Source organism: Halomonas sp. 141, assembly GCF_002810305.1.
Classification (GTDB): domain Bacteria; phylum Pseudomonadota; class Gammaproteobacteria; order Pseudomonadales; family Halomonadaceae; genus Vreelandella; species Vreelandella stevensii.
Genome location: NZ_PINZ01000054.1, coordinates 1 through 18093 on the forward strand (window position 1 = coordinate 1; position 18093 = coordinate 18093).

General features: G+C 63.3%; 22 protein-coding genes. 15 read left to right on the plus strand and 7 right to left on the minus strand.

What is annotated here, in order from left to right:
* The first annotated feature begins 318 nt into the window (after positions 1-318).
* The 14 genes from flgB (at position 319) to CWI66_RS15750 (ending at position 13135) form a co-directional block, all read left to right on the plus strand.
* Positions 319-732 (plus strand): flagellar basal body rod protein FlgB, encoded by a 414-nt coding sequence (gene flgB, locus CWI66_RS15685; protein ID WP_081139159.1) that lies wholly within the window; start codon positions 319-321, stop codon positions 730-732.
* 17 nt (positions 733-749) lie between these two features.
* A complete protein-coding gene (gene flgC, locus CWI66_RS15690; RefSeq protein WP_100732202.1) occupies positions 750-1157 on the plus strand; it encodes a flagellar basal body rod protein FlgC in 408 nt (135 codons plus the stop codon).
* A 4-nt stretch (positions 1158-1161) separates the two neighbouring features.
* A complete protein-coding gene (locus tag CWI66_RS15695; protein ID WP_100732203.1) occupies positions 1162-1848 on the plus strand; it encodes a flagellar hook assembly protein FlgD in 687 nt (228 codons plus the stop codon).
* A 17-nt stretch (positions 1849-1865) separates the two neighbouring features.
* A complete protein-coding gene (gene flgE / locus CWI66_RS15700) occupies positions 1866-3086 on the plus strand; it encodes a flagellar hook protein FlgE (RefSeq protein WP_100732204.1) in 1221 nt (406 codons plus the stop codon).
* 25 nt (positions 3087-3111) lie between these two features.
* Positions 3112-3867, plus strand: a complete 756-nt coding sequence (locus CWI66_RS15705; protein ID WP_100732205.1) for a flagellar basal body rod protein FlgF — start codon at positions 3112-3114, stop codon at positions 3865-3867.
* 14 nt (positions 3868-3881) lie between these two features.
* Entirely contained in the window at positions 3882-4664 is a 783-nt protein-coding gene (gene flgG, locus CWI66_RS15710; RefSeq protein WP_081139151.1) for a flagellar basal-body rod protein FlgG, read from the plus strand.
* A gap of 69 nt (positions 4665-4733) precedes the next feature.
* Complete coding sequence (locus CWI66_RS15715; protein WP_371317412.1) at positions 4734-5372, plus strand: flagellar basal body L-ring protein FlgH; 639 nt, start codon at positions 4734-4736, stop codon at positions 5370-5372.
* Between the two features lie 62 nt (positions 5373-5434).
* The gene (locus CWI66_RS15720; RefSeq protein ID WP_198517599.1) at positions 5435-6532 is read left to right on the plus strand and encodes a flagellar basal body P-ring protein FlgI; all 1098 of its coding nucleotides are present in this window, start codon (positions 5435-5437) and stop codon (positions 6530-6532) included.
* A complete protein-coding gene (gene flgJ, locus CWI66_RS15725; RefSeq protein WP_081139148.1) occupies positions 6532-7602 on the plus strand; it encodes a flagellar assembly peptidoglycan hydrolase FlgJ in 1071 nt (356 codons plus the stop codon). The genes CWI66_RS15720 and flgJ overlap by 1 nt, the downstream gene beginning before the upstream one ends.
* Before the next feature lie 76 nt (positions 7603-7678).
* On the plus strand, positions 7679-9580 hold the full coding sequence (gene flgK, locus CWI66_RS15730) for a flagellar hook-associated protein FlgK (protein WP_100732207.1): 1902 nt from the start codon (positions 7679-7681) through the stop codon (positions 9578-9580).
* 37 nt (positions 9581-9617) lie between these two features.
* Positions 9618-10814, plus strand: a complete 1197-nt coding sequence (gene flgL, locus CWI66_RS15735; protein WP_100732208.1) for a flagellar hook-associated protein FlgL — start codon at positions 9618-9620, stop codon at positions 10812-10814.
* Positions 10815-10937: 123 nt separating this feature from the next.
* The gene (gene fliD, locus CWI66_RS15740; protein WP_100732209.1) at positions 10938-12323 is read left to right on the plus strand and encodes a flagellar filament capping protein FliD; all 1386 of its coding nucleotides are present in this window, start codon (positions 10938-10940) and stop codon (positions 12321-12323) included.
* 42 nt (positions 12324-12365) lie between these two features.
* On the plus strand, positions 12366-12695 hold the full coding sequence (locus CWI66_RS15745) for a flagellar protein FliT (RefSeq protein ID WP_157808987.1): 330 nt from the start codon (positions 12366-12368) through the stop codon (positions 12693-12695).
* 80 nt (positions 12696-12775) lie between these two features.
* Complete coding sequence (locus tag CWI66_RS15750; protein WP_157808988.1) at positions 12776-13135, plus strand: flagellar protein FlhE; 360 nt, start codon at positions 12776-12778, stop codon at positions 13133-13135.
* 148 nt (positions 13136-13283) lie between these two features.
* Here CWI66_RS15750 and fliR read toward each other — a convergent pair whose 3' ends face one another.
* The 7 genes from fliR to fliL are packed head-to-tail and all read right to left on the minus strand — an operon-like array spanning position 13284 to position 17713.
* On the minus strand, positions 13284-14075 hold the full coding sequence (gene fliR, locus CWI66_RS15755; RefSeq protein ID WP_100732212.1) for a flagellar biosynthetic protein FliR: 792 nt from the start codon (positions 14073-14075) through the stop codon (positions 13284-13286).
* A 12-nt stretch (positions 14076-14087) separates the two neighbouring features.
* Positions 14088-14357, minus strand: coding sequence for a flagellar biosynthesis protein FliQ (gene fliQ / locus CWI66_RS15760; RefSeq protein ID WP_081139134.1), 270 nt, complete (start codon positions 14355-14357; stop codon positions 14088-14090).
* A 21-nt stretch (positions 14358-14378) separates the two neighbouring features.
* Positions 14379-15083, minus strand: a complete 705-nt coding sequence (fliP, locus tag CWI66_RS15765) for a flagellar type III secretion system pore protein FliP (RefSeq protein WP_100732215.1) — start codon at positions 15081-15083, stop codon at positions 14379-14381.
* A gap of 56 nt (positions 15084-15139) precedes the next feature.
* Positions 15140-15610 (minus strand): flagellar biosynthetic protein FliO, encoded by a 471-nt coding sequence (fliO, locus tag CWI66_RS15770; protein ID WP_100732213.1) that lies wholly within the window; start codon positions 15608-15610, stop codon positions 15140-15142.
* Positions 15607-16128: a flagellar motor switch protein FliN gene (gene fliN, locus CWI66_RS15775; protein WP_081192167.1), complete on the minus strand. Its 522-nt coding sequence runs from the start codon at positions 16126-16128 to the stop codon at positions 15607-15609. The genes fliO and fliN overlap by 4 nt, the downstream gene beginning before the upstream one ends.
* A complete protein-coding gene (gene fliM / locus CWI66_RS15780; protein ID WP_081139128.1) occupies positions 16121-17173 on the minus strand; it encodes a flagellar motor switch protein FliM in 1053 nt (350 codons plus the stop codon). The genes fliN and fliM overlap by 8 nt, the downstream gene beginning before the upstream one ends.
* Positions 17174-17221: 48 nt before the next feature.
* Complete coding sequence (gene fliL / locus CWI66_RS15785; protein WP_081139126.1) at positions 17222-17713, minus strand: flagellar basal body-associated protein FliL; 492 nt, start codon at positions 17711-17713, stop codon at positions 17222-17224.
* 191 nt (positions 17714-17904) lie between these two features.
* Here fliL and CWI66_RS15790 point away from each other — a divergent pair.
* Positions 17905-18093, plus strand: a 189-nt coding sequence (locus CWI66_RS15790; RefSeq protein WP_232710767.1) for a DUF6444 domain-containing protein, incomplete at its 3' end; no start/stop codon positions are given.

The following is an 18093-nucleotide window of genomic DNA, read 5'->3' on the forward strand; positions in this document are numbered from 1 at the left end:
AGAAAGTGACCGTTGACGCGGTGAATATGCCGCCCTGAGTGCTTTAGCCGCTCAGAGACGAATTGATCAGCGGTTCCATAGGTGTGCCGAATGATGCTGTGCACTATGCCAGAAAAATCAGCTGGTTGGCGATACCCCATCCGCAGCCACCTGAATAGTTACCACGATTCTAGGGATTGGCGCTGTCGGGCATCGTCGAAAATGAAGCGCAATCCATGGCCTGTTCGAGGCTTTGCCATGACAGGCGCTCCTCTAATCTTCACGCTGACCCAATACCCCGTGGCCGCGTGCGGTCATGCCAAGATGGAGGTTCAACGGATGATCGATCAGCTCGACGGTGCCCTGCGTTTTCATCAGGAGGCATTGAACCTCCGCGCCAAGCGTCACGAGGTGCTGGCCAGCAACATCGCCAATGCCGATACGCCCAACTACAAGGCGCGCGACATGGACTTCTCCCGCGAACTCTCCCGGGTGATGGAAAGCGGCCGGGCGGGGGGCAAGGGGTTGGCCCTCGCCACCACGTCGGAGCGACACATCCCGGCGCGAGCCGAGGCGCCCGCGATCAACGAACTGCTGTATCGCGTGCCCGACCAGCCCAGTCTGGACGGCAACACGGTCGACATGGATCGCGAGCGGACGCAGTTCGCCGACAACGCGGTCCGTTACCAGGCGGCCCTGACCATGATCAATAGCCGCATCCAGGGCCTCAAGTCGGCGATGCAGCCCGAATAACAAGCAGGAGCAAGACGATGTCGATGTTTTCCGTATTCGATATTTCCGGCTCGGCCATGAGTGCCCAGTCGCAGCGCATGAACGTCACCGCCAGCAACCTGGCCAACGCCGACAGCGTCGCCGGGCCGGATGGCGAAGCCTATCGCGCCAAGCAGGTGATGTTCGAGACCCAGTCGCAAGGCGCCTATGGCATCGGCGGCGTTCGCGTCCGCGAGGTGGTGGAGGACCCGAGCCCCATGCGCCTGGAGTATCGCCCCGAGCATCCGCTGGCCAACGAGGAGGGCTACGTGACCATGCCCAATGTCGAGCCGGTGCATGAGATGGTCAACATGATCTCTGCGTCGCGCTCCTACCAGGCCAACGTCGAGGTGCTCAACACCAGCAAACAGATGCTGCTCAAGACCCTGACTCTGGGCGAGGGCTAACACCATGAGCAACACCATCGACACCAACGTGCTGAACGGCATGAATGCCGCGAGTTCGACGCAGAGTCAGAGCGCGGCCAACGACATCATGAATGACTTCATGACGTTGCTGCTGACGCAGATTCAGCACCAGGATCCGCTCAATCCCATGGACAATCATGAGTTGACCTCACAGCTTGCACAGATCAGTACCGTCGCCGGTATCGAACAGCTCGATCAGACCCTCAAGGGCATCACCGAACAGATCGATACCAATCAGGTGCTCCTGGCCAGTGGCTTGATCGGCCAGGGCGTACTGGTGCCGGGCGACAAGGTGCAGGTGGGGGTCGACGAGTCGGGCCAGGCGTTCACCACGCCGTTCGGCATCGAGCTCGGGCAGGCCGCCGACAACGTCAAGATCACCATCACCAGCGCCAGCGGCCAGGTCATCAATCAGTACGAACTCGGGGCGGTCGATGCCGGCGTGCATTCCTTCATCTGGGATGGCAAGGACAGCGAGGGTCAGCAGGTCACCGAGGGTAGCTATCGCGTCAGCGTAGAGGCCACCAGCGGCGACAAGGCGATTGCCGTCGAAACCCTGAACTATGCCGTGGTGGGGGGGATCACCCCGGTTCAGAACGGTGGTGTGCGCCTGGATCTGGGCGCGGTCTACGGTCAGGTCGAGCTGAGTGACATCAGACAGATTCTCTAAAAATACGAGGAAGGGACATGAGCTTTTCACAAGCATTGAGTGGTCTGAACGCGCAGCAGCAGGCGCTGGGCTCCATCGGCAACAACATCGCCAACTCGCAGACGGTGGGTTTCAAGAGCTCCAACGTGCTGTTCGCCGATGTCTATGCCAACAGCCAGGGGTTGGGTACCCAGGTGGCCGGCGTTCAGCAGGATTTCGGCAGCGGTAACATCGAGGGAACGGGGCGCAACCTGGACCTGGCCATCGCCGGTGACGGCTTCTTCCGCTTTCAGCAGCCCAGTGGCGAGGTCGTCTACTCGCGCAATGGCCAGTTGACCATGACCGCCCAGGGCGATCTGGTCAACGCCCAGGGCGCCCGGATCATGGGTTATCCCGCCGATGAGGAAGGCAACGTCCAGGTCGGTGGCGCGCCGGTGCCGTTGAACGTGCCCGCCGACGACATTCCCGCTCAGGCCACCAGCCAGATGACCATTGGCATGAACCTCGATGCCGGCGAGAGCGTCATCGACCGCAGTTCACAGAGCTTCGATCCCAGCAACCCGTCCTCCTACAGCTATGCAACCAATGCCACCGTCTACGACTCCCTCGGCAACCCGCGCAACATGACGCTCTATTACACCAAGGTGGATGAGGATGCTGGCGGAAGTGCCTGGGAAGTCCAGGCGGTGTTGGCGGGTTCCAGCGAACCGGTGGAAGTCACTAAGGATGGCGAATACCTTTCCTTCGATTCCAGCGGTCGCGTGATCGGCGACGCCGAGTTCGAGATCACCTTCGGGGACTTGCCGGGTGCCGAGGATCTTGCGTTCACCATCGACCTGGGCAGTGCCACCCAGTTCGCCAACAGCTCCACGGTCAACTCTCTGACCCAGGACGGCTACACCTCCGGTGCTCTGGTCGGCATCACCATCGAGGACGACGGCACCGTGATGCGCCACTATTCCAATGAGCAGTCGCTGGCGGCGGGGCAGATCGTGCTGGCCAACTTCCGCAATCCCGAAGGCCTCTCGCCGGTGGGCGACAATGCCTGGGCGGCGACCGCCGCGTCCGGGCAGGAACTGGTCGGTGCGCCGGGCACCGGCTTGCTGGGCAGTCTGCGGGCCGGGGCGCTGGAGAGCTCCAACGTCGACATGTCCGCGGAGCTGGTCGACATGATCATCGCCCAGCGTGCCTACCAGGCCAATTCCCAGACCATCAAGACACAGGACGAGCTCCTGCAGACCACCATCAACCTGCGTTGATGAGCGCTGAGCGGGGAAATTGACCATGGACCGCATACTTTACACCGCCATGAGTGGCGCCAAGCAGAGCATGGATCAGCAGGCGGTGGTCAACCACAACCTGTCGAACGTCTCGACCACCGGCTTCCGCGCGCAACTGCACGCCATGCGCGCCGTGCCGGTGCAGGGCGACGGGCATCTGCCGACCCGCGTGTCGGTGGCGGCGACCACGCCCGGTTCGGACTTCTCCCAGGGGCCGATGATGAGCACCGGGCGCGAGCTGGACGTCGCTCTCGAGGGTGGCGCCTGGCTCGCCGTGCAGGCCGACGACGGGAGCGAGGCCTATACCCGGCGTGGCGACCTGCAGGTGGATGGAGATGGCATCGTCATGCTCGCCGGGCGACCGGTGATCGGCGAGGGCGGGCCCATCGTCGTGCCGCTGGGCGCCCAGCTTTCGGTGGGCAGCGACGGTACCTTGAGCGCCATCGGCCAGGGCGAGGATCCCGATGCGCTGGTCGACGTCGGGCGTCTCAAGCTGGTGACGCCCGAGGCGGACCTGCTGCGCGGCGACGACGGCCTGTTCCGGCCGCCCGTCGGCGAAGAGGGCGAGCCGGTCGTGCTCGAGGCGGACGAAGATGCGCGCCTGGTCAGCGGTACCCTGGAGGGCAGCAATGTCAGTGCTGTCGAGAGCATGGTGGCGATGATCGACGTGGCGCGGCGCTACGACATGCAGATGAAGGTGATCGGTAGCGCCGACGAGAATGCCCAGCGCGCCAACAACCTGCTCTCCATTCAGGGTTAACGAGGAACCGAACGATGATCAAATCGCTGTGGACCGCCAAGACCGGTCTCGAATCGCAGCAGGTGCAGTTGGACGTGATCTCCAACAACCTGGCCAACGTGAGCACCAACGGCTTCAAGCGCTCGCGGGCGGTGTTCGAGGACCTGCTCTATCAGAACCTGCGCCAGCCCGGGGCGCAGAACAACGTCCAGAACCGTTTGCCTTCCGGCATGCAGGTGGGAACCGGCGTGCGCCCGGTGGCCACCGAGCGCCTGCACACTCAGGGCGGCTTGCAGAATACCGAGAACTCCCGCGACCTGGCGATCAACGGGCAGGGGTTCTTCCAGGTGCTGCTGCCCGACGGTACCACCGCCTACACCCGTGACGGCAGCTTCCAGATCGACGAGAACGGCCAGATGGTCACCGCCAACGGCTATCCGATGGAGCCGGCGATCATCATTCCCGACAACGCCCTGTCGCTGAGCGTGGGCGAGGACGGCATCGTCACCGTGACCCAGCCGGGCACCTCCCAGGACACCCAGATCGGCCAGATCACCATCTCGACCTTCGTCAATCCCACCGGTCTGCAGAGCATCGGCGGCAATCTCTATCTGGAGACCACCTCTTCCGGTCCTCGCAACGAGACGATGCCGGGCATGAACGGGGCCGGGCGGCTGATGCAGAACTACGTGGAGACCTCCAACGTCAACGTGGTGGAGGAGATGGTCAGCATGATCCAGACCCAGCGGGCCTACGAAATCAACAGCAAGGCGGTGCAGACCAGCGACGAGATGCTGGCGCGCCTCGCGCAGCTGTAATCCGACGAGGGCGGACGACGCATGAAAGGGCAGACCTCTTCGCACCTGTGGCGGCTGGCGGTGGCGGCCATGATGGTATCCATCATGGCCGGCTGTGCGCAGATTCCGCGCGCCTCCCTGGTGGGCGAGCAGGAGATGATCAATATCGCCGAGCCGCCGCCGCCGATTCCCAATGGCTCCATCTATCAGGCGCATCGCGGCGTCCAGCCGCTGTTCGAGGATCGTCGCCCGCGTCAGGTGGGGGACATCCTCACCATCGTGCTCGACGAGCAGGTCAGCGCCAGCTCCAACTCCCAGAGCAGCGCCACCCGCAATGGCTCGGCGAATCTCGACATCATGCAGATTCCCGATGTGATCGACTTCCTGGTCGACTACGGGTTCGACGTGTCGGGGGGCAACGCCTTTTCGGGAGGCGGGGGCACCCAGGCCAGCAACAACTTCACCGGTACCATCACCGTGTCGGTGCTCGAGGTGATGCATAACGGCAACCTGCGGGTGCGCGGCGAGCGCCAGGTCGGCATCAACCAGGGGCGCGAGTTCATCCGCTTCTCGGGGGTGGTCAATCCGCGCACCATCACCGGCCAGAATACCGTGCCTTCGACGCAGGTCGCCGATGCGCGCATCGAGTACGTCGGCGACGGCTATATCAACGAGGCACAGCACATGGGCTGGCTGCAGCGCTTCTTCCTCAATGTCTCGCCTTTCTGATCGGGAGCGTTCGATAGATGCCTAGGAATTCTTGCTTCATGCTCTCATCGCGGATCTCGCCCATGGCCTGGCTGTTCGGCGCGGCGCTGTGGCTCGCCCTGGCGGCGCCGGTCCAGGCCGAGCGGCTGCGCGACCTGGCGACCTTCGCCGGCGTTCGCGACAACGCCCTGGTGGGCTATGGCCTGGTGGTGGGACTCGACGGTACCGGCGACCAGACCATGCAGGCGCCCTTCACCGGGCAGAGTCTGACCAACATGCTCTCCCAGCTCGGCATCACCGTGCCGCCGGGGACCAACATGCAGCTGCGCAATGTGGCGGCGGTGATGGTGACCGCCGACCTGCCGCCCTTTTCGCAGCCGGGGCAGCGTCTCGACGTGGTGGTATCGTCGATCGGCAACGCCCGCAGCCTGCGCGGCGGCACCCTGCTGATGACCCCGCTCAAGGGCGCCGACGGCGAGACCTACGCCATCGCTCAGGGCAACCTGCTGGTTGGCGGCGCCGGAGCGGCGGCCGGCGGCAGCAGCGTTCAGATCAACCAGCAGGCGGGTGGGCGCATCGCGGGCGGCGCGACCGTCGAGCGCAAGGTGCCGGTAAGCCTCGGGGCCAACAGCGGGATCCTCGACCTGCAGCTCAAGCAGGCGGATTTCGGTACGGCGCAGCGCGTGGTCGCGGCGATCAACGACGCCTTCGGCTGGTCGGTGGCCGCCGCACAGGACGGCCGCACCATTCGTCTGCAGGGACCCAACGATCCCAACGATCGCGTCAATTTCATGGCGCGCATAGAGAACCTCCAAGTGACGCCAAACGAGGCGCCGGCCAAGGTCGTGCTCAACTCGCGCACCGGTTCGGTGGTGCTCAATTCCAGCGTCACGCTGCATCGTGCGGCGGTGGCGCATGGCAACCTGTCGATCGTCATCGATACCGACTTCCAGGTCAGCCAGCCGGCGCCCTTCGGCGAAGGGCAAACCGTGGTGGCACCGGATACCGACATTGCCATTACCCAGGAGGGGGGCGCGTTGCGGGTGGTCGAAGGCAACGCCGACCTCGTCGAGGTGGTCAATGCGCTCAATGCGCTGGGGGCCACGCCGGCCGACCTGATGTCGATTCTCGAAGCGCTCAAGGCCGCCGGCTCGCTGCGCGCGGACCTGGAGATCATCTGATGAGCGTCAACGATCTCGGTGGTCAGTTCGCTCTCGACGTACAGGGCCTGCAGCGCCTGCAGCATACCGCACGGCAGGACCCCAACGCCGGGCTTCCGGAGGCCGCGCGGCAGTTCGAGGCGCTGTTCCTGCACATGATGCTCAAGAGCATGCGGGACGCCTCGCCGCAATCGGGCCTCTTCGATAGCCAGCAGAGCCAGTTCTACAATGCCATGCTCGATCAGCAATGGTCTCAGCATCTGGCGGGGCGCGGCTTCGGCCTGGCGGAGCAGTTGATCAATCAGCTCGAGGGTCGGGGCATGGTGCCACAGCAGAGCGTGGCGCGAACTCAGGCCGACGAATTGATCGCCGGCATTCCCCGCGGCGTGCCCCGTGTGCTGAGCGACGCCCTGCATGGCGACGACGCGCCGCCTCCCGAGGCGGACTTCATGGCCGAGCTCGATGCCAGGCGTCCCGCCAGTTTCCTCGATGAACTCGACCTGGGTGGGTATGGAGAACGGCGCGTCGCGGTCGACGGTGCGTCAGCGGTGGGCGACGCTCGCCGGACAACGACCGACCAGGCACAGGAGCGAGGCGACCATGTGCAACGCTTCCTGACGAAGCTGTCGGCGCCGGCCCAGGCGGCGAGCCGTGCCACGGGGGTTCCGGCCGAGCTGATCCTGGCCCAGGCGGCACTGGAGACGGGCTGGGGGCGTCACGAGATTCCCACGGCCAGCGGCGGCAACAGTTACAACGTGTTCGGCATCAAGGCCGGGAGCCGTTGGCAGGGGGCGACCACCGAGGTGGTCACCCATGAATACGTGAACGGCAAGCGCACCCGAGTCACGGATAGTTTCCGTGTCTACGGTTCCTACGAGGAGGCCTTCACGGACTATGCGCGATTGATCGGCGACAATCCGCGCTACGCGGGAGTGGTCGGCGCACCGAACGCCGAGCGTGCGGCGCACGCCCTGCAGGCGGGGGGCTACGCCACCGACCCGCACTACGCGAGCAAGCTGATCGCGGTCATGAACACCATGGGACCGCTCGAATCCATGAGGACGCTGGCCGGTGTCTTCTTCTCGTACTGATTGCCAAGCCTCGATTCGTTAAAGATATGCGGACCGAGGCCGATAACACTTCTAGTTGATTAAGGAAGCAGGCAGCATGAGCATATACTCCATCGGTGTCAGTGGCCTCAATGCGGCGCAAAGCGCGCTCTACACCACCAGCAACAACATCAGCAACGTCTACACGCCGGGCTATAGCCGCGAGCTGGTGATCCTCGGTGAGAACCAGCATGGAGGGGGCGTCCAGGTCAATGACATCCAGCGCCAGTACGATGCCTTCGTCGCGGTACAGTTGAATGCCTCCACCAGCGCCAGTTCGGCGCTCGGTATCTATCAGGCGCAGATCAGCCAGATCGACAACCTATTGGCCGATGGCGATGCCGGCCTGGCCCCGCTGATGCAGAATTTCTTCTCCGCGCTGGGCGACCTGGCCGCGTTTCCCTCCGATCCGGCGGCGCGCCAGAGCGTGCTTGGTGCCGCGGATACGCTGAGCGCCCAGTTCCGCGCCTTCGACGGCTACCTGCAGGACATGCAGTCCGGCGTCAATCAGCAGATCGTTGCCGAAGTCGATGAAATCAATACGCTCACCCAGCAGATCGCCCAGCTCAACCATGAAATCGTGATCGCCACGGCGCGCTATGGCCAGGCACCCAATGCACTGCTCAACCAGCGCGATCAGCTGGTGGCGGAACTGAGTACCCACACCGACTTTGAACTGGTGGTGCAGGATGGCGGTAGCTACAACATCTACCTGCCGGGTGGGCAGCCGCTGGTGACCGGCACCCACCACTACGAGCTCGAGGCGGTCGCCTCGCCCTACGACCCCCAACGCACCGTGGTGGGCTATCGCGATGCGGCGGGCAACCTGGTGATTCTCCCCGAGGATGCCATCCAGGGCGGTGCCCTGGGGGGGCTGATGAGCTTCCGCGCCGAGACCCTCGACAAGACCCAGAACCAGCTCGGCCAGTTGGCGGTTTCCCTCGTCGTGGGCTTCAACGAGCAGCACCGCCTTGGCCAGGATCTCAACGGCGACCAGGGCGGGGACTTCTTCGCCGTGGGCGCTCCGCAAACCTATGCCCACACGGCCAACACGGGCAGTGCCCAGATCGTCGATGCCACCTATGGCGACGTTTCGCAACTGGCCGCCGCCGACTATACCGTGACGGTCACCGCAGTGGACGGCGACGGTGAACCGACGTTCCAGGTCGTGCGCAAGGACAATGGCCAGGTCGTCGAGCATGACTTCGAGGACGGCACCTTGAGCTTTGCCGGCGTCGAGCTGACGTTCGACGATGGCGGCTTTGCGGTTGGCGACAGTTATGAGATCCAGCCGGTGCGCCGCGCCGCGGGCGGCGTCGAGACGCTGATCAGCGATCCGGCGCAGATCGCCGCCGGCAGTTTCCTCGAGACCAGTGGCGATATGGCGATCTCCTCCATCGTCGCGGCACAGGACGCCTTGCAGGATGCCCCCGACGGCGGCTATGCATTGAGCCTGGATAGCGAAGGCAATCTCGGCACGGGTGGTGTGCCCGTCGAGCGAAATGGTCAGCCATTCGACCCTGATAACGGTCAGATCGAGCCAGGCGACGTGCTGACCGTCGATGGCATCAGTTTCAGCGTCGATGCCTTGCCTGCGGAGGGCGAAACGGCCAGCCTGACCCTCGACGCGGCCCCGGCCGCCGCTGGCGACAACCGCAACGCCCTGGCGCTGCAGGCACTGCAGAACGAGAAGCTCGTCGCGGGCAGCGCCACACTCAACCAGGCCTATGCCTCCATCGTCAGCGACGTGGGCAACCAGACCAACGTGATCCAGGCCAACCTGCAGATGCAGCAGGGCCTGACCGATCAGTTGCGGGCCGTGCAGCAGTCGGTATCCGGCGTCAACCTGGATGAGGAAGCCGCCAACCTGATCCGCTATCAGCAGTACTATCAGGCCAACGCACGGGTCATCGAAACGGCATCGATCATGTTCGACACCATTCTTGGACTGCGGGCCTGATAACCCGCACTGATAACCGGCAAGAGGAGAGAGCACGATGCGTGTCAGCACCGTCACCATGTTCGAGCAGAGCGTCTCGGCGATGAACCACCAGCAGAGCGAGTTCTTGAGGGTCGGCCAGCAACTGGCCACCGGCAAGCGGGTCATCAATCCCTCCGACGATCCGCGCGCGGCGTCCCAGGCGCTGGCGGTCTCGCAGTCCATCGCCGCCAACCAGCAGTACATGGACACCCGGATCACCGCGCGCAACACCCTGTCCCAGACCGCTAGCGTGCTGGGCAGCGTCACCGATGCCCTCACCAGCGCGCGTACCCTGATCGTCCAGGCCGCCAATGACACCTTGAGCGACGCCGACCGCCAGTCGCTGGCCAGTGAGCTCACCGGCATCTACGAGACCATGCTGGGGCTGGCCAATACCACCGACGGCAACGGCAATTACCTGTTCGGGGGCTACCAGAACAGCAGTCCGCCCTTCGTGGTGAATGCGGCTGGCGAGGTAGAATATGTCGGGGATGAAAACGTCCAGGAGTTGCAGGTGGACGCCACCCGGCGGATGCCGGTGCAGGTGAACGGCGACAGCGTGTTCAATAGCGTACCCGGTGGCGCCGGCTACGTGGCCGAGGCCGGTGACGGCAACACCGGCACCGTGACCTTCACCGGGCCCAGCGTCACCAATCCCGCTCACGACAATTACGGTGACTACTTCGCGCTGGCATTCCAGGTCGACGGGGATGACGTCACCTATACGGTCAACGGGGGGGATCCCGTTCCCTACGAGGCGGGCCAGCAGATCGATCTGGGCGGGCTGAGCATCACCCTCGATGGCGTGCCGGAGGATGGCGACACCCTGGCGGTGGGCCCCGCCGAGCAGATGGGCACCAACGTCTTCACCACCCTCGAGAAGGCGATAACGGCGCTGGAGACACCCATCGAGACACCCGCCGATCAGGCGGCCTTCACCAATACCATGAATACCACCTTGCGCAAGCTCGACAACGCCCTGGACAACGTGCTTACCGTGCAAGCCTCGGTGGGCGCCAAGCTCAATGAGCTGGACGTGCTGGATAGCGTGGGCAGCACCCGCATGATCCACTATGAGCAGACCCGCTCCGACCTGATCGATCTCGATTACAACCAGGCGATTTCCGAATACGTCATGCGCCAGGTGGGCCTGCAGGCGGCGCAGCAGACCTTCGTCGCCATTCAAGGACTGTCGCTGTTCAACTACATGTGACATGCGGGCGGTATTGATTAAAGGACGCACCCCGCGTGGCCGATAAGAAATGAATGAGTTGCCGCCAAGTGCTCGGGTGGGAAAAGGGCCTGGCGTACCGCACACAACGGAGAAGGATGCGATATGAGCACTATCAGTTCACTGGGGGTCGGATCGGGCCTCGACCTGAATGGCCTGTTGGATGAGTTGGAAGCAGCCGAGCGTAAGAAGCTCGAGCCCATCGTCCAGCAGCAGGAGAAACATCAGACCACGATCTCGGCCTATGGCCAGCTCGAGGGTGCCCTGGGGGAGCTGCATGCCTCTGTCGCGGTACTCAACGATCCGGCGACGTTCGAGGCCGTCTCCAGCAACGTGAATGGTGATAGCGTGCAGGCCGCGGCGAGCGCCGATGCCGTGCCCGGCCGCTATCAGGTCAATGTGACGCAACTGGCCCAGGCCTCCAGCGTCGCGACAGTGGGGGTGGCCGATGCCGGCGAGCCCCTCGGCGGTGGGACGATTACCTTTACCATTGGCGGTGTTGAGCACGGCGTCACCATCAGTGAAGAAGAGAGTTCCCTCGCGGATATCTGCGACGCCATCAATGCCGAGGATATCGGCGTCACCGCCTCGATCATCTATGACGGTGAAGGTTACCGGCTGTCTCTGGTCTCCAGCGAGACCGGCGAGGATGCGGCGATCACCGGCATCCAGGTGGAGGGCGATCTGGCCGGTAGGCTGGTGATGGACGCCGAGCAGGATCAAAATGGCGCCTTCATTGAGGGTGGCACTGGCACTTATGTGGCGGCCCAGAATGCCTTGCTGACGGTCAATGGTGTCGCCATTACCAGCCAGTCCAATATGGTGGAGGGGGCGATCCAGGGTGTCACCCTGAGCCTGGAAGAGGTGGGCAGTTCGACCGTCACGGTTCAGCAGGACACCGACGTTGCCAAGCAGGCGATCGTTGCCTTCGTCGACAGCTACAATGCGCTGCGCGCGACCATCGGCCATCTCACCAGCTTCGATGCCTCGGACAGTGATGAAAAGGAGGGGAGTACTGAAGGAGCGCTGCTGGGTAATAGTACCCTGCGCAGCATCGAGAGCCAACTGCGCAGCGTGATGAATGCCGGCGTCGAGGGGGACGGTTACAACTGGCTGTTCGAGATCGGCATCACCCTGAATGTGGACGGCACCCTGAGATTGGACGAGGCCAAGCTCGATGAGGCCATTGCCAACGACTTCAGCGGCGTTCAGGCGTTCTTCGTCGGCGATGCCGAAAACCCGGGACTGGCACAGCAATTGGACGATGCCCTGGAGGCCATCCTTGCCGATGGGGGAACGCTGGACCTGGCGGTCAGCAGTCTGGAATCCCAGCTCGAGCGTCTCGATCAGCAGTATATCCGTACCGAGCAGCAGATCGAGAGGACCATGGAGCGTTATCGGGCTCAATTCGTGCAACTCGACCTGATGGTGGCGGAGATGAATCAGACCAGCCAGTACCTGACCGAGCAGTTCGCCATGATGAACGCTTAAATGGGACGCAAATAGAATGACATGCCCCGGCAGGAGATTGTCATGAGCGACGTCACGGCAGCCTATGAGGCGCTCCTGTCGCAGGCCAAGGCGATGCTGGGGGCGGCCCGTGAAGACGAGTGGGATCGGCTGATCGAACTCGAGCAGGACTACCGGAGGCAAGCGGCGCATATACGCCGGCTGGACGAGGAGGCCCTGACGGAACCGGCGCTGATCCAGCACAAGCTGCAGCTCGTCGAGGCGCTCATCGAGCACGATCGGGAGATTCGCCAGCGGGCCGATGCAAGACGCGACGAACTGGCCGAACTGATGCGGGTGACGCGACAGCAGGGCAAGCTGCATCGTGCTTACGGTGGGCAGGGAAGAAGATGAAGCCGCTGCGCATGTCCAACGAAGGGCCGCGGGTTCGGAGCCGCCTCGGCTGGCTGGGAACGGTCTCGGCGACCGTGCTGATGGGGTTGTCCCAACCAGCCGTGGCCGCAGGCAGTTGGGTGGCCCAAGTCCAGGGCGTGCGCGTGATCATGGCCGAGCGCGAGGTGCGTTCCGCGCCTCTCTTGGCGCCAGCCGCGGTTCCCGGCGATGCGACGCTTGCCGAGGTCAGCTGGCAGTATCGGGTGGCTCCCGGCGAAGCGGTCCGTGCCTGGCTGTGCCAGGGGGAAAACTGTACCGCTCTGTCCGGCGAGCGTGGCACCACCCGGGCATTCAGCGGCGGCCGCGTCCATGAGCCCCTGCACTTTCGCTTTGCCCTGATGCCGGGCCACAAGCGCATGATCCAAGTACAAGGCCTGCAACTGATCGCCAACTATCATTGACGGATGCTTTTCCAACTGTCACGTCGCGGCAGCGCATGGCGAGCGCGGGCGCTTCTTTTCTCTTCTTCCTTTCCCCGGTATTCATTGGACTCGCGCTCGAGCCGCTGTTTGACGCCGCGGGGCCGGGCCGCCAGCTTCCGTACGCGCCTCAGGTCAGGGGCGCCATGGCTTCCAGCATCTGCCGCAGGAAGAGCAGGCCATCGCTGAACAGGCGCTGCAGAAAGCGCCCGAAGTCCGACATCAGGATCATCAGCAGGAACAGGCCGACGGTGAGCGATGCCGGAAAGCCGATATTGAATACCGTGAGCTGGGGGGCGGAGCGATTGAGAATTCCCATCGACAGGTTGATGATCAGCAGCGCGCCGACCAGCGGCAGGGCAAGCAGCATGCCGGCGGCGAAAATGGTGCCGCCGAAGCGGACCAACAGCTCGAAGGCGCCGGCATTGAAGCCTCCCATGCCGATGGGCAGCGTAATGAAGGTGGTGGCGATGATCTCGATCACGATCAGGTGGCCGTTGAAGGCGAGAAACATCAATAGCGTGATCATGTAGAGCAGGCGCGACAGGATCATCGTCTGCGTGCCGCTGCTGGAATCGAAGAAGGTGGCGAAGGCCAGGCCCATCTGCAGGCCGATGAATTCACCGGCGGCCTGCACCACGGCAAACATCACCTGCATGGTCAGGCCGATGGCGATGCCGATCAGCATCTGCTCGATCATGATCCCGAGGCTCGCCCAGGAGACCAGCGGGGTGTCGGGCATGGGCGGCAGATTCGGCCCGAGCACTACCGTGATCAGCACGGCCAGACCGATCTTGGCCTGATTGGGCACGCTGGAGTGACCCAGCAGCGGCGACGCCATGAGAAAGGCCGTGATACGCACGAAGGGCCACAGGAACAGCATCAGCCAACCCTGCAGCTGGGCGAAGGTCACTTCTACCATGCGATTTCCGGGCTAGACCAGCATCAACGGGATATTGCTGAACAGCTCACGGGTGAAGTCGGTGATCAACTTGATCAACCAAGGACCCGCCAGCACCAGGACGGTGAAGACGCCCAGTATCTTGGGGATGAACGTCAAGGTCATCTCGTTGATTTGCGTTGCCGCCTGGAAGAGGCTGACGAGCAAGCCGGTAAACAGGGCGGTGAGCAGCAGGGGGGCCGCCAGCATCAGCGTGACGCGCATTCCCTGGTAGGCCATGCTCATGACGATTTCAGGACTCATTTTCGCCCCTCACGTTGGGGATTAGAGGTAGAAGCTCTGGGCCAGGGAGCCGATGATCAATTGCCAGCCATCCACGAGCACGAAGAGCATCAGCTTGAAGGGCAGGGAGATGGTGGCCGGCGGCACCATCATCATGCCTAGCGACATCAGCACGCTGGCCACCACCAGATCGATGATCAGGAACGGGATGAAGATGGTGAAACCGATCTGGAAGGCGGTCTTCAACTCGCTGGTGACGAAGGCCGGCATCAGCACGCGCATGGGCACGTCCTCGGGACCCTGCATGGGGCCGGTATCGGCCAGCCGTGCGAAGAGCGCCAGGTCGGGCTCCCGGGTCTGGGCGAGCATGAACTCGCGAAACGGCTGGCTCCCGATCACCAGGAACTCATCGAAGTTGATCTGGTTCTCGGACAGCGGCACCCAGGCGAGCTCGTAGACCTGCGAGAATACCGGCGACATCACGAAGAAGGTCAGGAACAGGGCCAGCCCGAGCAACACCTGGTTGGGAGGAGCGGACTGGGTGCCCATGGCGGTGCGCAGCAGGCTCAGGACGATGACGATACGCGTGAACCCGGTCATCATCAGGAGCATGGCCGGAAGGAAGGCCATCGAGCTCAGCAGCAGCAGGGTCTGCAACTGGATGGACCATTGCTGGCCGCCATCGCCCGTGGGCTGACTGACGATGCCTGGGATCTCCTGGGCCGAGACGATGCCCGGAAGCAGCATGGCCACCAGCAAGACCAGGCCGGCCGGCCATGCAGGGAACGCTCTTCCGCTTATCCTCACCGCTCCTTCCCCCTGCCCAGTGTCTGACCGGCATTGTGCTTCAATGCCTGGGCGAAGCGATTGGCGAAACTCGTCCCCTGCGCCTGGAAAGAAGCGGGCGGTGGCTCCGTCGGCTCGTCCGGGGCCGGCAGCTCGTGCAGCTTGTTCACTTGACCGTTGGCGACACCGAGGACCAGCCAGGTATCTTCTACCTCGACGATGACGACGCGTTCACGACCGCCCACCGCGGTACTGCCCACCACCTTGAGTCGTTGGTGTTGCAAATGCCGGCCGGGCCCCAGCCGCTTGACCAGATAGCTGCACAGCAGGATGATGCCGACCACCAGGGCCAGCGCCGCCGCGGTCTTGCCCATGGCGGCCATGCCCAGCAGGGCATCGCCGCTTGCCGCGGCGGTATCCAGTGCGGCGCCGCGTCCGGCATCGAGTGGCGCTGCGGCTTGGCCGGTGATCGAAAACGCCTCGCTCATCGATTGAGTTTCTGCACGCGCTCGGAGGGGGTGATGATCTCGGTGATACGGATCCCGTACTTGTCGTCAACCACGACGACTTCGCCTTGAGCGATCAGGTAGCCGTTGATGAGGATGTCCATGGGTTCGCCCGCCAGTCCTTCGAGTTCGATGACCGACCCCTGGGCCAGCTCCAGAAGCTGCTTGATGGTGATGCGCGTCCGCCCCAGCTCCACGGTGAGCTTGACCGGAATGTCCATGACCATCTCGAGGTCGCGCATGGTGCCACTGGTTTGCCCCTTGTCCAGCGGCTTGAAGACCTGGGCGCTGGCGGATTCGGCCTGGGCGCTGGAAGTCGCGGCCTGGGGCGAGGGGGGCGTGGCCTCGCTCGCGACCTGTTCGGCCAGCGCATCGGCCCAGGGGTCGTCGCTGACGTCATCGCCTTGCCCTTGCTCCGCCATGGCGCTGGCCCAGTCGTCCTCGATCGAGTCCTGGGGCGCCTTGGAAGGGTTCTGATCAGGATGCTTGGGATCAGTCATGTTTCGATTCCTTGACTTGCGGCTTTGACGCTTTGACGAAAGTATCCTTGGCCGACTTGGATGACGGAGTGTGCTCGATCAGTTCACTGACGCGCAGGGCGCGTTGTCCCTGCTGACTGCCGTACTCGCAGCGCATGACGGGAACGCCATCGACGCGGGCGGTGACGATTTCCGGCAAGTCGATCTCCAGGACATCGCCCTTCTTGAGCGACATGACCTGGCCTATGGACGTAGGGATCTCGACGAAATCGGCGACCAGCTCGACATGCGACTGCTTGATCTCTCCCGCCATGCGCTGTTCCCACAGCCGGTCCTCTTCCGGGTGACTGTCGGTGAGCGGCCCGCTGAGCTGGTCTCGCAGTGGCTCGATCATCGAGTAGGGCATGCAGATCTGGAAGTCGCTGCTCAGGTTGCCCACTTCCAGGTGGAACGTGGTGTTCACCACGATCTCGTTGGGAGAACTGGTGATATTGGCGAACTTGACCTGCATCTCGGAACGCAGGAGGTCGACCTCGAGCGGATAGACCGAGCGCCACGACTCCTGATAGGCGTCGATGGCCAGGGTCAGCATTCGCCGGATGATGCGCTGCTCGGTATGGGTGAACTCGCGTCCTTCGGATTTGGTCAGAAAGCGTCCGTCGCCGCCGAACAGGTTGTCGACCACCATGAACACCAGGCTGGGAGGGAAGACCACCAGCGCCGAGCCGCGCAGCGGCTTGAGAGCGATCAGGTTGAGGTTGGTCGGCACCGGCACGTTGCGAGCGAAATCGCTGTAGCTCTGGTAGCGGACCGCGTCCACGGTGATATCGGCGCTGCGCCTGAGCAGATTGAACAGGCTCATGCGGAAGTGTCGGGCAAAGCGCTCGTTGATGATGTCCAGCGCATGCAGGCGCTCGCGAATTACCCGGTGCTGTGTCGCCGGATCGTAAGGGCGAATTCGCCCATGACCGTTGTGAGCGTCGGCCGAGTCGGCGTCGTCTTCGCCGCTGACGCCCTTGAGAAGGGCATCGATCTCTTCCTGCGAGAGCAGATCGTCTTGAGCCATGGCGCTAATGCACTTCTGTTGAAAGCGTTAAGGAGACACCGTCGGAAATCATTGGACGATAAAGTCGGTGTACAGTACGTCGTTGATCATCAAGGGCGGCTGCGGCTCGGCCAACGGCTGGTCGAAAAGCGCCAGGATCTCCTGGGAGAGCGACTGCTTGCCTTCCGGCGTGGTCAGCGTCTCCGCCTCCTGGCTGGAAAGCAGCATGAGCAGCCGGCTGCGGACCTGCGGCATGTGCATGGTCAGCACATCCTTGGTCGTCATGTTGCCGACACGCAGCGACAGACCGATATAGAGCAGGCGCTGATCGTAGTGGCGGCTCTGCAGGTTTACGGTGAAGGGCGCAACGTTGACGAAGATCGGCTCGACGGCGGGTGGTTCCTCTACCGGTGCCTGGGCTTGGGCCTGGCTGGGCGCATTGCCGCTGCGGCTGTCCATGTAATAGAACATGCCCGCGGAGCTGGCCAGTGAGATCAGGATGATCAGGATGCCGAAGATCCACCAGGGCTTGCTTCCGCCTGCAGTGCGATTCTTTGCCATTGCGTTTGCCACCATTCATAGTGTCGACCGGATGCGTTCCGGACCAGAGACGATTATGGCGATAGCAGGGCCATCGCCATGGTTTGAAAAGACTGGCCGTAACTATTCAGGTGGCTGCGGATGGGATATCGCCAACCACCTGATTTTTCTGGTATAGTGCACAGCATCATTCGGCACACCTATGCGGCGATATGACCATCAGCGATATCAACGTCGACGAGGCCCTGGAGCGGGTCCGACAGCAGCTCAAGGAAGACCAGACGGTCTCTCCGTCGCTGCGTGCGGCCATCGATGTGCTGATGTTGCTGGTCAAGCTCATGGCCGATCGCCTGGCCACCAGTAGCCGCAACAGCAGCAAGCCACCGTCCCAGGATCCCAAT